General features: G+C 50.4%; 14 protein-coding genes. 9 read left to right on the top strand and 5 right to left on the bottom strand.

Annotation, left to right across the window (positions count from 1 at the left end; all coding sequences use genetic code 11):
• Positions 1–31 precede the first annotated feature (31 nt).
• The 3 genes from DZK30_RS22765 to DZK30_RS22775 form a co-directional block, all read right to left on the bottom strand.
• Positions 32–271: a hypothetical protein gene (locus DZK30_RS22765; RefSeq protein WP_118976495.1), complete on the bottom strand. Its 240-nt coding sequence runs from the start codon at positions 269–271 to the stop codon at positions 32–34.
• Positions 271–1,578 carry a 30S ribosomal protein S12 methylthiotransferase RimO gene (gene rimO, locus DZK30_RS22770; RefSeq protein WP_118976496.1) on the bottom strand — a complete coding sequence of 436 codons (1,308 nt, stop codon included), beginning with the start codon at positions 1,576–1,578 and terminating at the stop codon, positions 271–273. Before rimO ends, DZK30_RS22765 begins: the two co-directional genes overlap by 1 nt.
• A 70-nt stretch (positions 1,579–1,648) precedes the next feature.
• A complete protein-coding gene (locus DZK30_RS22775; RefSeq protein ID WP_118976497.1) occupies positions 1,649–3,643 on the bottom strand; it encodes a sensor histidine kinase in 1,995 nt (664 codons plus the stop codon).
• A 299-nt stretch (positions 3,644–3,942) separates the two neighbouring features.
• Here DZK30_RS22775 and bioB point away from each other — a divergent pair, with 299 nt between their 5' ends.
• From bioB to DZK30_RS22810, 7 genes are all read left to right on the top strand, one after another.
• On the top strand, positions 3,943–4,947 hold the full coding sequence (gene bioB / locus DZK30_RS22780; RefSeq protein WP_118976498.1) for a biotin synthase BioB: 1,005 nt from the start codon (positions 3,943–3,945) through the stop codon (positions 4,945–4,947).
• Positions 4,940–6,079 carry an aminotransferase class I/II-fold pyridoxal phosphate-dependent enzyme gene (locus DZK30_RS22785; protein WP_118976499.1) on the top strand — a complete coding sequence of 380 codons (1,140 nt, stop codon included), beginning with the start codon at positions 4,940–4,942 and terminating at the stop codon, positions 6,077–6,079. Before bioB ends, DZK30_RS22785 begins: the two co-directional genes overlap by 8 nt.
• Complete coding sequence (gene bioD, locus DZK30_RS22790) at positions 6,052–6,714, top strand: dethiobiotin synthase (protein WP_205529540.1); 663 nt, start codon at positions 6,052–6,054, stop codon at positions 6,712–6,714. Before DZK30_RS22785 ends, bioD begins: the two co-directional genes overlap by 28 nt.
• On the top strand, positions 6,689–7,966 hold the full coding sequence (locus tag DZK30_RS22795; RefSeq protein WP_118976500.1) for an adenosylmethionine--8-amino-7-oxononanoate transaminase: 1,278 nt from the start codon (positions 6,689–6,691) through the stop codon (positions 7,964–7,966). The genes bioD and DZK30_RS22795 overlap by 26 nt, the downstream gene beginning before the upstream one ends.
• Positions 7,967–7,980: 14 nt before the next feature.
• Positions 7,981–8,610 carry a hypothetical protein gene (locus DZK30_RS22800; RefSeq protein ID WP_118976501.1) on the top strand — a complete coding sequence of 210 codons (630 nt, stop codon included), beginning with the start codon at positions 7,981–7,983 and terminating at the stop codon, positions 8,608–8,610.
• 86 nt (positions 8,611–8,696) lie between these two features.
• Complete coding sequence (gene lnt / locus DZK30_RS22805; RefSeq protein WP_118976502.1) at positions 8,697–10,250, top strand: apolipoprotein N-acyltransferase; 1,554 nt, start codon at positions 8,697–8,699, stop codon at positions 10,248–10,250.
• Positions 10,213–11,988, top strand: a complete 1,776-nt coding sequence (locus DZK30_RS22810; RefSeq protein ID WP_118976503.1) for a T9SS type A sorting domain-containing protein — start codon at positions 10,213–10,215, stop codon at positions 11,986–11,988. Before lnt ends, DZK30_RS22810 begins: the two co-directional genes overlap by 38 nt.
• 519 nt (positions 11,989–12,507) lie before the next feature.
• Here the strand turns inward: DZK30_RS22810 and DZK30_RS22815 are convergent.
• Positions 12,508–13,404: a hypothetical protein gene (locus tag DZK30_RS22815; RefSeq protein WP_118976504.1), complete on the bottom strand. Its 897-nt coding sequence runs from the start codon at positions 13,402–13,404 to the stop codon at positions 12,508–12,510.
• A 398-nt stretch (positions 13,405–13,802) separates the two neighbouring features.
• Positions 13,803–14,165 (bottom strand): hypothetical protein, encoded by a 363-nt coding sequence (locus DZK30_RS22825; RefSeq protein ID WP_118976506.1) that lies wholly within the window; start codon positions 14,163–14,165, stop codon positions 13,803–13,805.
• A gap of 169 nt (positions 14,166–14,334) precedes the next feature.
• Here DZK30_RS22825 and DZK30_RS22830 point away from each other — a divergent pair, with 169 nt between their 5' ends.
• Positions 14,335–14,574, top strand: coding sequence for a hypothetical protein (locus DZK30_RS22830; RefSeq protein ID WP_162903355.1), 240 nt, complete (start codon positions 14,335–14,337; stop codon positions 14,572–14,574).
• A 248-nt stretch (positions 14,575–14,822) separates the two neighbouring features.
• Positions 14,823–16,010 (top strand): hypothetical protein, encoded by a 1,188-nt coding sequence (locus DZK30_RS22835; RefSeq protein ID WP_162903356.1) that lies wholly within the window; start codon positions 14,823–14,825, stop codon positions 16,008–16,010.
• Positions 16,011–16,018 lie beyond the last annotated feature (8 nt).

The following is a 16,018-nucleotide window of genomic DNA, read 5'->3' on the forward strand; positions in this document are numbered from 1 at the left end:
TTTCCTGGTTGAATCATCTGATACGTAATGGTTATTTTTTGTATTTCGTTTTCTTATCCTTGTACTTGTCGGTATAAATAGCATAAAGATACATGCCGCCTAAGACCAGGAAAAGATATAATATCGCTACGCCATTTAGCCGCTGTCCCTCTTTCATCCCTTTTGCTGTACTTATATTGGCCTCGGTATAGCCGTCAGTGATCAGAAAGTAGATCGCTGTTCCCAGGAGAAACAAGAGACACGAGCCAACGACTATTTTGAATCCTCTCATTAGATTACTTCGGCTTCAAGATCGTAGTCAAAAGCTTTGGTAATACGGGCCTGCACAAAATCGCCGACGGGAAGCTCCTGCTCCGAGTGAATGATCACTTCGTTGTCTACTTCTACGCTGTCGTACTCTGTACGGCCAATGTAGCGGCCAGCCTCTATCTTATCAATGATCACTTTAAACTCACGGCCGATCAGATCCTGGTTCTTCTCGTAGGAAATCTCTTGCTGCACTTCCATGATCTCCTGCGCCCTTGCTTCTTTCTCTTCGGACGAAAGGGTATCCTCGAGATCGTAAGCCGATGTGTTCTCTTCGTGAGAATAAGTGAAGATGCCCACCCGTTCGAAGCGGATCTCTTCAAGAAAAGCTTTCAGCTCTTCCACATCGTCGCGGGTCTCGCCGGGGAAGCCTGTGATCATAGTGGTGCGCAAAGCCATGCCAGGCACTTTGTCCCGTATCGCTGCTATAAGATCGTACATCTCCTGCTTGCTGATCTGGCGCTTCATAGCTTTCAGCATTGCATCGCTGCAATGCTGCAGCGGCATATCCAGGTAATTGCAAATGTTGTCGCGCTCCTTCATCACATCCAATATCTCCATAGGAAATTTGGACGGATAGGCATAATGCAGGCGGATCCATTCCAGACCCGGTACATCCGACAAATGCTTTAGCAAGTCGGGCAGCATTCTTTTCTTATAAATATCCAGTCCGTAATACGTGAGCTCCTGTGCGATCAGCATCACCTCCTTCACTCCGTTCCGCACCAGGTGTTTTGCTTCAGTCACGATCTCTTCTATGGTCTTGGATACATGTCCGCCACGCATCAGCGGAATAGCGCAGAAAGAGCAGGTACGGTTGCAGCCTTCCGATATTTTCAGGTAAGCATAATGCTTCGGCGTGCTTAGCATTCTTTCGCCCAACAGCTCTTTTTTGAAGTCGGCATTCAGCTCTTTCAGAATGAAAGGCAACTCCAATGTGCCAAACCAGGCGTCCACTTCCGGTATTTCTTTGGCCAGATCGCCACGGTAGCGTTCGCTCAGGCAACCGGTGACATATACCTTATCGAGCCGGCCGGCCTCTTTATAGGCCACCTGCTCCAGTATGGTATTGATGGACTCCTCCTTGGCTTTGTCGATAAAGCCACAGGTATTGACCACCACTATATTGTGATCGAATTTCTCGTTCTCGTGCGCTACTGCGATCTCGTTGGCCCGCAGCTGCCCGCTCAGCACCTCGCTGTCCACCAGGTTTTTAGAGCAGCCCAGGGTAATGATATTAACTTTATTCTGCTTTATAGTTCTACTTTTCATCCCTTCAGTTAAAGGCTGCAAAGGTACCGAAATTTGAGGGAATTTCCGCCGGCAGGGCAGGGCGCCGCTTTCAGGACAAATTCAGTTCGACATCTACAGCTGTACCCTTACCGGGCGTAGACCTGATGTCCATTTTTCCCCTCAGGAATTCCACGCGGTTGCGGACATTATCAAGACCGATCCCACTGCGTTGTGTGGGATGCGCGCTATCCCATCCTTTACCATTGTCTTCGACGGTAACATGAAAGATATCGCTGTGCTGGCTGCACTGCACAAATACTTCGGTGGCTTCGGCATGCCGGAGCACATTGGCGAGCAGTTCCTGCACAATACGATAGAGGATCAGTTCCTGTTGTCCGGGCGACTTTTCCGGAATGCCGATCATCTGGTAGTCTGCATGGATCCTATCGGAAGGGAGCGACATACAGAGCTCGGTCAATGCCACTTCCAGGCCCGACCGGAGCAACGCTTCGGGCATCATGTTTCGGGCAATGCGCCGCAGCTCGCTTACAGATTGGTCCAGCTGACCGATCACTTTATCCAGCTCCGGCGACGTTTCGCCTTGCTGAAAAGCGAGACCGGTCAGGTTCATGCGGGCAGTTGCCAGCATGCCACCCAGTCCGTCGTGCAGATCGCCGGCGAGGCGGCGACGTTCACGTTCTTCTCCTTCCAGCAAGGCCTTGGCTACTTCGTACTGCTGCCGCTGCTCCTGCTGTGCTATTTTTTGCTGTAGAAACAAGGCTTCCTGTTCCGCGGCCTTTTTACGTGCCCGGTAGCGGTAGCGAAACTGGAACAGCAGTAATATGAGCAACAGGGTGAGGGTAATGAACAGTAATGTGAGGTAACGATTAAATAAGGCGGTGCTTTGCAGCCGTTCTATTTCATGCTCCTTTTGCACATTCTGGTATTTTTCCTCAAGATCGAGAAGCGCCACATTTGCTTTTAACACATTGGCCGTATCCATATGAAGCACATATTCCTTCAGCTTCCTGTAAGCTGCAGGATAGTTGCCCGTGGCTTCTTCAAGGATGGAAAGCTTTCGTAACAGGGCGAGGCGGTCCGCTTTTCTATTATAAATACTGACAAATTTATCCAGCTCATACATGGCTTCCTTCGCTTCTTTCAGCCGGTTCAGTTTATAATAGGTCTCCGCCTTTCCCCAGACAAGGGTAAGCGCATCGTATCCAACTTTCCAACGGGCATTCAGCACCAGACCGGAATCAAAGCATTGCAGGGCCTTGGTAAAATTCAGGTCGTTGAAAGCGATACTTCCCGCCATGCCATAGTAAACGACCCATACCCGCGAGGTGGTATCCCGGGCCAGTAAAGCACGCGCCTGCGACAAATACTTTCGCGCCGAAGGCATATCGGGCACTGTGCTGAATAGCGTACCACGAATAAAGGTGAGGTAAGCTGAAGCCTCCATTTCCGGCGTGAGAAATTTCCGGTAAGTACTGACGATAGCATCGAAATAAGGCAGCGCCTGGTCATGCTGCCCCGAATTGACCATTAGCGAGGTCACATTGGCATAGGTATGCGCCAGCATTGGGCTGTCCGCTATCTTTTGCGCCAGGGGGATCACTGTGTACAGGAGCACGCGCAGGTATTGCTCATTGCTGTCCTTCTTCTGCAGGATAATGCCTTTGTTGTTCCATACCCTTGCCTGGTAACGCAACGCCTCCCGGTCTTTAAGGGGTGTCAGCAGTGCAAGTGCCTGCCCGTATTGCTCCTCTGCGCTATCCAGTTGGTCAAGACCGTTCCGTGCATTGCCTTCCAGCATGAAAGCGATAGCAATATAGAGCTTGTTGTGTTGGTCTTGTGCCAGGTTCCGGAGCTGGCGGGCGTAGGTTATGGCCTTGCGGGCATCCCGCGATCGCCAGTAATCCGATAATCCGTGCAATAACTTCATTTGTACGGCAGGACCAGGATTGGCCTGTAGCAGCCGGTTCAGACTGTCGGGCGTATTTACTGTATTTCCTGTTTGCGCAGACAGTAAACACGGCGCTATCATAAACAATGGCAAGAGCAGCCATTGTAATAGCGGCGTTGGTCGGTGGTTCAGCATAGGATCAAGTTACGATATTCACACGATTGCTTTCTTAGCTCTACTTTTCTTTAACGAAAAAGGCAAGAAATCGCGGTTGGGAGCAGGAATGTTTAAGGGATACGCCGCGGACAAAAGTGCTTATATTTTGATAAACAAAATAGGACAATAACATTTCCGGCATTGTCTTCAATTAGCATGGGCCGTTTAGGATCTGTTTTTACTGATAATTTAACACTAATTGGCAATTCTCCCAGTACATGTAGTTGATCCATAGTAGTAATATCGGTTACCTTAGCGGTTTTTTTAACAACAACACAATGAACGATATCCGTAACAACTGGACCAGGGAAGAGATCAGCGATATTTACCACCGGCCGCTACTGCAGCTGGTACTTGAGGCGGCCGATATGCACCGCCGGCACCATACTTTCGGCGAAGTGCAGGTGAGCAGCCTGCTGTCGATCAAAACAGGAGGTTGCTCCGAAGATTGTGCTTATTGTCCCCAGGCCGCCCGTTATCATACCGGGGTAAAGGTCCAAGCGTTGATGAAAATAGCAGAAGTGGTTGAAAAAGCGCAGGAAGCCAAAGACGGTGGCGCTTCCCGGTTTTGCATGGGCGCCGCCTGGCGCGAGGTGAGGGACAACCGCGACTTTGACCGTGTGCTGGAAATGGTAAAGGCCGTGAACGAGCTGGATATGGAAGTATGCTGCACCCTGGGTATGCTTACCGAAAGCCAGGCCGCCCGCCTGGCCGAAGCAGGCTTGTACGCTTACAATCATAATATCGATACATCGGAAGACTACTATAATAATATTATACAAACACGGCAGTTCGGCGACCGTATCGACACGTTATCTCATGTACGCAAAGCCGGTATTACGGTGTGCAGTGGTGGCATTATCGGGATGGGGGAGACGGACGAGGACCGTATTGCGATGCTGCATACCCTGGCTACTTTGCCCAAGCACCCGGAATCGGTTCCCATTAATGCCCTGGTGCCGGTTGAAGGTACACCGCTGGGCGAATCGCAAAGAATACCTTTTTACGATCTTGTGCGCATGATCGCCACAGTGAGGCTGGTAATGCCTGCGGCTGCCGCCAGGCTTTCGGCTGGTCGCCTGGAGCTGTCGCTGGCCGAACAGGGAATGTGCTTTCTCGCCGGAGCCAATTCGATTTTTGCAGGCGATAAACTGCTGACCACACCTAATCCCGAGTTCAACAGTGATCTTGAGATGTTCGGTATACTGGGACTAAAACCTAAAGCGGCCTTTGCCGACAAGCCGGAAATGAGACCCAAAGAAAAGGACGCGATCCATGCCTGAGCTGCTCGAAGCCTATCTGAACCGGCAATTGCAGCAGCGCGAGGCAGCGGGTGCCTTACGTAGCTTGTCTGTAAGGAGTAGCGGGATCGATTTTTTTTCCAACGATTACCTGGGAATAGCGACAAACAGGGTCCTGGACAAGGACGGCAGGCATTACGCCTACGGCGCTACGGGCTCACGATTGCTTTCTGGCAACAGTAATGAGGCCGGAGCGCTGGAGCAATACCTGGCAGCTTACCATGGGGCACAGACGGCTTTGCTCTTCAACTCGGGCTATGATGCCAACCTGGGCCTTATTACGGCTTTGGCCCATCGCCATACGACGATCCTGTACGATGAATATGTACATGCCAGCATCATCGATGGCATCAGGCTAAGCCATGCCCGCCAGGCATTCCGGTTCCGCCACAATGATATGCATGACCTGGAGCAAAAGCTGCAGAAGTATTCCGGAACGGGTCCGCTGATCGTTATCGCAGAGGCTGTTTATTCCATGGAAGGCGATACTGCACCCCTCGAAGCACTAGCCTCCCTGACCGCAGGGTACGATGCGGCGCTGATCGTAGATGAAGCGCACAGCACCGGTGTTACCGGCCCCAAAGGCGCAGGACTCGTCGCCGCTTTAGGCCTGGAGGAGCAGGTATTTGCCCGCGTCCATACTTTCGGCAAAGCCATGGGCTGTCATGGCGCTGTTGTTCTGGGAAGCGTACTGCTCCGCGACTACCTGGTCAACCATGCGCGGTCTTTTATTTATACAACGGCACTGCCGGTACAGGCGGTGATGACGATACGGCATGCCTATGAGTGGCTGGAGCAGAATGACGGTGTACGACAGCAGCTGCACGATCGTATCACTTTTTTCAGGAAACAGTGTAAAGAAGGCCCGGGCATCCGCTGGATACACAGCGAGACAGCCATCCAGGGACTTGTGCTGGGCGACAACGGACAGGCGCGTAACATTGCTCACCATCTAAGCAATCACAACATAAAAGCAGCAGCGATATTGCCGCCTACCGTTCCTGCGGGTACGGCGCGGATAAGAATTTGCCTGCATGCTTTCAATACGGAAAACGATATATTAATGCTACATCATACACTGGAACAATGGCTGCAATCCAACCCATCGCTATAGCGGGGATACACACCGATATCGGCAAGACGATCGTGGCCGCGATATTGACAGAGGCACTGCAGGCCGATTATTGGAAGCCGGTACAGGCCGGTGCACCCGATCAAACCGACCTGATGACCGTACAGCAATTGGTGAGCAACCCGGTAAGCCGGTGCCACCCTGAGGCCATACGTCTTAAGCTCGCGGCATCGCCGCATCATGCGGCAGCTTGTGAAAACAAAACATACGATTGCCGGGAATTCCAATTTCCCCTTACAGATAATCTGCTGCTGGTGGAAACCGCAGGCGGCCTCATGTCGCCTGTAGACGCCAGGCATACCGTGGCTGATTTCATTCAATACCACCAGATGCCGGCGATCCTCGTCACCCGGCACTACCTGGGCAGCATCAACCATACCTTGCTGTGCCTGGAGCTCATGAAGCAACGGGGTATCCCTTTGCTTTGCCTGGTGGTGAACGGTCCCAGGGACGAGGCTTCGGAAGCATTTATAGTCCCTTATGCGGGTAGCAGCCCGGTGATCTATACAGAGCAGCTGAATGAACTTACACCGGAACAGATAAGCCTTGCGGCGCAATGGCTAAAAGCTGTTTCACCTTTATCGTTTTTATATGAACAATATCAGCCAAAGGGATAGCGCCGTTATCTGGCATCCCTATACGCAAATGCAGCTGGCGCCGGGAGCCATAGGGATTGTAAAAGGGGAGGGCGTCTTTCTTATCGACGAAGCCAGTAACCGCTATATCGACGCCATCGCTTCCTGGTGGGTCAACCTGCACGGACATAGTCATCCCTATATCGCGCAATATTTAAGCAAGCAACTGTTAACGCTGGAGCATTGCATATTTGCCGGCTTTACCCACGAGCCTGCTGTAGCATTGGCCGAAAGGTTGCTGCCGCTGCTACCCGGCAATATGGCCAGGATCTTTTATTCCGACAATGGCTCTACCGCAGTGGAAGTAGCCCTCAAAATGGCCTGGCAATACCACGATAACCGGCAAGCCGGCAGACGTCGCCTGATCGCGCTGGAAGGCGCTTATCACGGCGATACCTTCGGCGCCATGTCGGTAAGCGGCCGTAGTCTTTTTACCCGGCCATTCGATGCGCTGCTGTTCGATGTTTCCTTTATTCCCTTTCCCCATCCTGGCAGGGAAGAGGATACCTTACAAGCGCTGGAAACCCTGTTGCAGCAGGAAGATGCGGCGGCGCTTATTATCGAGCCCCTGGTGCAGGGTGCAGCGGGCATGCGGATGTATGCTCCCGCTGTCCTGGAGCAAATGATCCGCCTTTGTCATACATATGGTTGTCTGGCAATCGCCGACGAGGTCATGACCGGCTTTGGCCGTACCGGTACCTGGTTTGCCTGCGATCAGGCGCCCGGTGTTGCCCCCGATATCGTTTGCCTCTCCAAAGGCCTTACCGGCGGCACGGTACCGCTGGGTGTCACGGCCTGTACGCAGGAAATATATGAGGCATTCCTCAGCGACGATCACCGGCATACGCTGTACCACGGACATTCCTTTACCGCCAACCCCATTGCCTGCGCCGCGGGCCTTGCCAGCCTCGATCTGTTGCTGGCGCCGGCATGCCGCAAGCAGATCGACGCCATCGCAGGGGCACATCGCGCAGTCGCAAAGCGATGGCAGGACCGAGGCGCGCTCAGGGATATACGGCAATGTGGCACCATATTGGCGCTGGAGCTGGATACCGGTGCTGCGGGCGGCTACCTCGACCAACGCCGGGATTTTATGTACCACTTTTTCCTGGAACGGAAAATACTCCTGCGTCCCCTGGGAAATGTGCTCTATTTACTACCACCTTATTGTATCACTCCGGAACAGTTGGAACAAGTCTATGAAGCGATTGACGGACTGTTCGCTGTTTTATAAAGATCATATCTACAATGCCAATTTCTTTTCCCGATCTGCTGGCGCAGATCGTATCGGACGATAACCTGCATGCCCGCTGGCTCAACTCCCTGTCTCTGATGGAGAATACAGGCGCACGTAAAATAGCGCGGTACGAACATCCGGTATACACAAGCCTCACCGTATTAAAGCATGCTGCGGAAGAGGCCAGGCATGCCTATTATCTGAAAAAACAGATCACAAAGCTGGGCGATGACTTATGTCCCGACTACAGCTTTCCTTTCCTGCTGGCGCCGGCGCACAGCTATCATTACCTGCGGCAGCTTGACCTCGAAACCTGCCGCTACCTGGCGGCTACGGGCAAAAAAGGCCGTGCACTTCACGATGCCGCTTACATCCTGGTCACTTATGCCATTGAAGTGCGGGCCGATGAGCTATATGATATGTATCAGCAAGCCTTAACTACGGCAGGTTCCAGGGTGAATGTCAAATCCATTATTCTCGAGGAAGCCGGCCACCTGGAAGAGATGACACGTATGCTGGAAGCTTTTGATCCCGGGTGGCAGCCTATTGCCGATGATATTTGTGCTATTGAAGACCGCCTTCACCAGCAATGGCTGGCTGCGGTGGCGCAGGCGGTAGCAGCCGAACAGACCATAGCTTAAGCCTGCCGGATCATCAGTTTCAATAAGGTATAGCGGCTTGTGGTGTAGTGGCTTCGGACTAAAGCAAATTCCTTATATATTTGCTTATGCCTCATTATGCCAATAAGCCCCGTTTATGGATGCTTCTTTCCGCCGTATTGTTTGCTGTTGCTATCATCTTTGTTCAGTTCTACCTGGCCTGGATATGTCTTATCCCGCTCTTCTATGCACTCGACGGGCGTAAAGGCAGGCAGGCTTTTGCCGACGGCGCACTCTTCGGACTGGTGGCCGGGGCTTTGCTATGCTACTGGATGCCTGGCGTAGTGGCGCAGTTTACGGGTGGGTCTATGCTGTTTGGCATCGCCGCCTACCTGGTGGCGCTTTTGTTTACCGCCTTGTATTTCGGTATCCTGATACTGTTACTGGTTACCTTGAAAAAGGGGCTGGGGCAGGGCTGGGCGCAGGCATTGCTGGCAGCGACCGTTTGGATCTGCGGCGAATGGATCCTGTCTACCTTCAAAGGCATGCCCTGGTTCGGCTTTCATACCGGTAACATGCTGTCGCGCGATCTTTACGCGATACAATTTGCTGCGCTCGGCGGTGTATTGCTGATGAGCTTTTTTGTGGTGCTGGTCAATTTCCTGGCCGCACATTTTATCAGGACAGAACAATGGAAACGATTGGCCCTACCGGCATTGCTGATCCTGGCTTATCAGCTGGCCGGCTACGGTATCTACTACCGGTTCACCGAAAAAGAGAAGGGGAACAGCACAGTGCCTTTTTCCGTAGCCCTGTTGTGTGAGAATACGCCGCCCGACGTAAAATGGGACCAGGCAAACGGGGACTTCATGGCGCGGCAGATGCTGGCGCTGAATGCCCGTATGACAGCGCTCAAACCCGATATCGCCGTATGGACAGAATCGGCAGTGCCCTGGACCTATTCGCCGGATGATCCCTTTGTCAAAGAAGTGATCAAAACCTCTTCGCCCTTGGGTATTACCCATATCATAGGCATCAATACCGATTATAAAGATGAAGTCGTGTTCAATTCGGCCTATTGCCTTCAGCCCGATGGAAAGGTGGCAGGACGTTACGACAAGCGCTTTCTCCTTGCCCTGGTAGAGCGGCCATTGGGTACCTATGCGCTGCCTTTTCTCAGTACCGACGGCTTTTATGCCCGGGAGGGAGAAGAAGCTCTGCCTTTGCCAACGAATAAGGGGAAAGCCGGTGTCTTAATATGTAACGAAGCTACTGTAGATGATGCCGCTATTGACCTGATACACAATGGCGCCACGTTCCTGGTGAACATCAGCAACGATGGATGGTTCAGCGGGATCCCGTACCTGGTCAATCAGCATTTTTACAATGCACGCTTACGTGCTGTAGAGGTACGCAAAGATATGGCGGTTAACAGCAATATGGGCATATCGGGTAAAGTAGACGCCTCGGGACAGGTAGAGCAGTTACCCGCATATTCAGGCGGGTATGTATCGAAGGTTTTGTTAAATGGAAATAATTTTACTACCTTCTACTCGGATTTCAAACCATGGATCATTTGCCTCGCCTGGATAGGCCTGGTATTTTTCATTGCTAAACGATTGTTTCACCACACAAAAACAGCCCATGAAAAAACTGCTACTTTTCTGTCTGCTTCTGGTTAGTGTTGCCGAGCTGCATGCCTCTTTGCGGCAAACCAAGTACCGCTGGCGCAATGACGACGGTAATGAAACCACCGCTACCTGGATGGCTCCGCAGAATACGCCTGTCACCATCCTCAGCACCACCACATCGGTCCGGCTGCGCCTGGAGTTTGACAATGACAATGGTGCTGCATTCAGTTCGGTGCTTTCCGAAAACCTCCAATATTCTATCGATGGCATTACCTGGACCACCATCAACGGAGCGCCCACCAATGCCTTTGCCTATACCACGAGCACTTTTGTGAACAATGGCGCGGCTACGACCCTCCAGATGCCACCAGGGACTGCAGGCACCTTTGTGCCGGGGCGCATTGTCACGACGCCTTCCCTAACGCCGATGTCGTTGAATGACGGCGAAAAAACCGAAATGGAATGGGTGATCAAACCCACTGCAAATGCCGTGCCGGGGCAAACTTATTTTTTCCAGACGGCAGACCAGGAAGACCTTCCCCTGGAGCTCGGAGAGCTTACCATCAGTCCGCAATGCGCCGGTACGCCTACGGCAGGCAACCTCGCGGCCGCCATGCCTGTGGTCGAATGTAACCAGACGACGATGATGACCATAACGGGCAGCACCATAGGCCTTGGCATCAATTATCAATGGCAATACGGGCTCAATGGCGTCTGGACCGATTTTGGCGGCAATGCATCGACGCAGGCCTCACAACCGGTAATACAAAACCTGCAATACCGCTGCGTTGTTACCTGCGCCAACAGCGGGGAAAAAGACACGACAAACGTGATCGCCGTCAATGTACTGCCCTTGCCCGTAGACTTGGGCAACGACATTAACGAATGCGTGGATACAGGAGCACAATTGGTGCTCGACGCCGGCGTGCTCCCGCACAGCCCGCAATACGTATGGGACAATGGCAGCATCAGCCAGGTAAGAGGCGTAAAAGAAAGCGGCACCTATTACGTGAAGGTGACCAACGAGTTTACCTGTGTGGGTTTTGATACCATTAACGTCATTCTACGCGATAATCCCATCGTGAACCTGGGCAATGATACTTCGATCTGCAACGGCGCTTCACTGACGCTTAATGGCGGCCCCGATGGCATCAGCTACTTCTGGAATACCGGTGCTACCACCCAGTTGCTCACGGTAAGCGGAGCAGGCGCCTACGCTGTATTTGTGACCAATAACCTGGGCTGTATCAAATCGGACACGATCCAGGTCAATACGGCAGGCGAGCTGCCGCACGTAGACGGGATAAACATTTCCAACAACGGGATCAATACCTTCAAATTTACCGCGGTGAATCCGCAAAATGTAATCGGTTATATCTGGGATTTCGGGGATGGCTCGCCACCCAGCTACCAGCAATCACCCACACATAGTTACGATGTTAATCCGGCCAGCTATATTGTAGTGCTCAAGCTTAGTAGCAGCTGTGGCTTCCTGGTTGATTCTACCTCGGCCAATATCGTAGGCATCAAGCCGCTGACAGTAAGTAACGATGAGCTGAGCGTTTATCCCAATCCTGCAAAAACCAGCGCTACGATCCTGAATAAAGGAAGCCTGAAAATGGAGCATATCGCGGTGTATAATGTACTGGGACAACTGGTATATCAGGCCGCCGCCGACAGTAAGGACAAACATATGCTGTCACTCGGCGGATTTGCGGGTGGATTGTATACCATCGAGATCAATACCGATAAAGGACGGGTAGCCAGAAAACTGGAGATTCAGCGATGAATGTCCTATTAAGTTAATTTTCCTATTAAAAAATTCCGGCCTATTGTGCCGGAATTTTTTTGCGTGGCTATCCAAATATGGGAAACAAAACTATCTCCGGTCCTTAAGCATGTCGAACTTATCTCACCGAAGGCAAAGGACAGCTATAAATGGTGCTTCGACGCGCTCAGCAACCGTTATCAAGACGAATTTGACCAATGTTTTCTATATCGGTATAGTCAGTCCTTTTTATTCCTAACCGCTGGTCTACAAAAGCGAAGCAGTATCAGACTTTAATTATAGAAAGTATCTATTTTTTTGTTTCAATAATAACTATAATATATTATTAATCACAAAATTAAAATTATAAAGTTTCTTTTAGTTTGGAGTTTAAAATAGATCAATTTTCGCATAACATTAATTATCAATTGGTTAGCTATGAAAAAGGGTAGGAGGGTAGAAACAATAATTATTAAAAAGGTTCAAGTATATTTCACTATAACTTTTAAACCAGTATTTTAAAAGCTAAATATTGCTATTCTATATTTGATCAAATAAAACTTTATCATCCTTATAACGACGCCGGCTAGTCCGCTTTAGACCGGTGGCCGATGCCGAGGATCGCCAAAGACCCTTTTTAATTTCATGGGAAGACGGGGGAGATGATGGCGGAGCACGAAGCATATGCCGGAGGCTATTGAAAACAGTATCGGAGCCCATTTCCGGCCGGCCTGTAAACTGCAGTCCGCAGCAGCAGTCATAGATATGCAGGCGGGTATGCACCGATCGCCGGCCCCGGTCGATCAGCAGGCCGGGCGCATCTCTGAAGCCATAGATCGAGACGTCCACGGTCCGAAAATCAGCAGCCGTGGCGGCCAGTCCGAAAGCAAGGCCGGTTGTGCCTGCGATCACAAGCTGTTCCAGTGAGCCGCCGGTGGCATCGGGCAAACTACGGATACCATAATTGCCCTGGCCAGGAATGATTTTTAGCACAGGGTACCGGGCTAGGCCGGTCCTTAGCCGCCGGCTGTCCGTACCAATGAGGGAAACGCCGGCGGGCAGCGTAAGGCCGCTGATACAATAGCCATCCGGCGTATAAGGCAGGTAGATCCGCAAGGCGCCGCAGTTCAGAGCCGATTGTATCGCAGAGTTATCATCAGCAATCCCATCGCCCCGGGCGCCATACCACTTTGCACTCACCTGGTCCTGGTCTAGACGTTCCCAAAGCCCTTGATTAAGTGAGTTATTTGAAGTCTTACCGGAAGAAGAAAAGAAGATGCCCTCATCAGTAATTGCGCCGGTAGGAAGGGAAGTCCTCCGTCGCCAGACAAAAGTACCGCCGCCGCCGTCGTTAAGGCAATGGTAGCCCATCACCCGGACGATCTCATCGGGACCAGTATAGGCCTTAAGCGCTGCAATAGAGCATAAAGTGATCATAGTTAAGGTGTTTGGTTGTTTGGAAAGGCAAAGGTAAGCACGGGTTGCGCCGTGAGACGGCGGAGGCAAGACAGCATTTTTCCGTATGAGGACCCAACTGAAGGATAAAGAATCCACATTCAGTAATCGTTCTGGCGGAGAGGGAGCCTTCTGTCACCAGGCGAAAGTGCCGGCCGGCGGCATGGCGCAGATCATGATAGCGCAACATCCGTGCGATCTTATCAGGATCAGGAAAGGTCTTGAGCGCTGCTGTAGAACACAGGCGGTATTTGGGGTGTTTAGAGCAGCAAGACAGCCGGGTAATCGGGCGCAGCCCGCATCGATTGGGCAAGCGTTTAAAATAAAGTGACCGCCGCTGGAAGCAGGGCGGTCGCTCTCTATAATAGGGCGTAATCTCTTTATTTTTTTAGTGCGGCAACAGTAAGCTCGTAGTTATAAGCGTCCGAACCTTTCCATTGTACCATACGACCTTCGACAGTCGTTTTGCCTGAACTCTTGCCCGCAGTGATCGCATCGTCCACGTAATGGATAATCTTATTGTAGTCCGTATTATCGTTGGAATTTGGCGCCTTGACGAACTCGGCTGGCATAGCTCCCGGTTCGTTACAGGTCATTTCGGTATTGCCTTTGGCATCAGTCAGCTGATCGATCTTGTTGAAGCCGTTGGCGCTGCCGTTCTTTTTGACCAGGTGAAAAAAGCCTTCGGCCTGTACACCGAGGGAGAAGCTGAGCAGGGCAGCCGCTAAGATGATTCTTTTCATGAGTGGAAGTTGATTTACAAAGTTGGATTGAATAATGAAGATAGGGTTTAAAGTGATTGCGTAGAATTTTTACTTAACATAATATAAATTATAGGACATTACATTTGCTTTAGTTGAAAACAGCGTGTTAATTACGTTTGTTGAATAATATAAATCCTTAATGTTCTATATGATGAAAAAAAATGATGCAAGAGTTAATTCTTGGAATAAAACGGATGAGCGTGTAATCCTTGAAAAGTTACAAAAGTATGAAGGATCGATTTCTCGACGCGTTGACCGGATGCAATCCATGATGCCTGGGCATATGCCGGGCCGCTTGCGTTCTATGTTGATTCGGCGCAACGTTGCTGTTTTGCGTGCAATCACTAAGGTTAAAGATTCACTTTTAAATACACCCAAATATGAGTAGACCACTTTTTTTGCGACCGTTTCGCCGCCACTGTCTTAGGCATGTTTTTTTAGAGCGTGATCACTACCATAGTCTGATGATGATGGTTCGTTTATTTCGTCGAAGTCGTTCAGCGCGAAATCATCGCGGTTATGTCAATCTTTATTTTAGGAAGAAAAATTTTATGGTCGTTCGTCGTTTACGTTGATTTTTTTATCCTCTCATTGCGATTCCTTGGCCGGTTCGTACTGAGATCAATCATTCACAACATGATTACCCAACCTCTCTATTTCCCTCAATATGGGAGAAAGTGTCCCTTAACTATAAGGGACACAAAGTTACCACCAGGCCAAAGCCACTTGATAAATTGCGATTGGCTTTCCTTCACGGCCCTGGCTCGCCGTAACTTTGTCGACACTCCTAAATTTCTGCTTACGCTTGAGCAAGCCGAACATGGTACCCAGCGTTTTAATAAACTCTACCGTGTTCGTCACATTGAACAACTTGACGAGGTGTTTGCAGAGGTTCAAGCGGAACCACGTCCTAAATTTATCCCTCCTGGTACTGTCATTGTTAAGATCGCCAACAGATTTCTTTACTCTAAGGAGTTGAAGTACTATGTTGAGACGCTTCTAAATGAGTTGGACCTTACGTTTCGGTACGTGAGCCGTCTTGATCTCGCTTTGGATTTTCAACGCTTTGCTATGCGGCCTGATATGGCACCACACGATTTTTTCGAAAAAATCGCTACGCGATCGTTTAAAATGAGGTCTCATAAGCAGGTAGGAAGCCCTTTCCGTGATGATCAAGATGTCGTTTCGCGTGGTCGTAAGATTCGCCAGCTTACTTTCGGCTCCCGCAGGTCGCCGGTGTACATCGTCATGTATAATAAAAGCATGGAAATGCGGCAGCGCAAATTTAAGCCATATATAAAGCAGGCTTGGGATATTGTCAATTTTGACACGTCGCAGGATGTTTACCGGCTTGAATTTTCTATTAAGCTTAAGGAGGATTTTATCGACCATCAGACCGGCGAGGTTATCAATAAGACCGATCTCTCATTGCTGGATGCTGACAATCTCCAGCGAGTTTTTCGTTCTTACTACCTGCGGCATTTCCGTGTAGTTGAGAATGATAATTCACGTCTCCAGCGGTGTACTCCTGTGCGGCTGTTCAATCTTGCTGAAAATGCATTTATTCAACAAGAATTAAGTGATAAAAAGGATTCGCACATACATACGAAATCCCAAATAAAGCGTATTGTAAAGCGTCTTGGATCGATGAATGCTGAGGAAAAGGAAAGGATGTATGAGGGGTTGAATTACTTTTTATCTGAGATGGTTCATGTACATTATCTGCATCTGTGGTTTTCGCGAAAGTATCCACAACACATACTACCCGATTACCGGCCTCCCGAGACTGTTCTTGGCCAACAGATTCTCCTATTTAAAAACTAACCCCTCAA

Source organism: Taibaiella koreensis (assembly GCF_003545715.1).
In the GTDB taxonomy this organism is placed as follows: Bacteria; Bacteroidota; Bacteroidia; order Chitinophagales; family Chitinophagaceae; genus Taibaiella; species Taibaiella koreensis.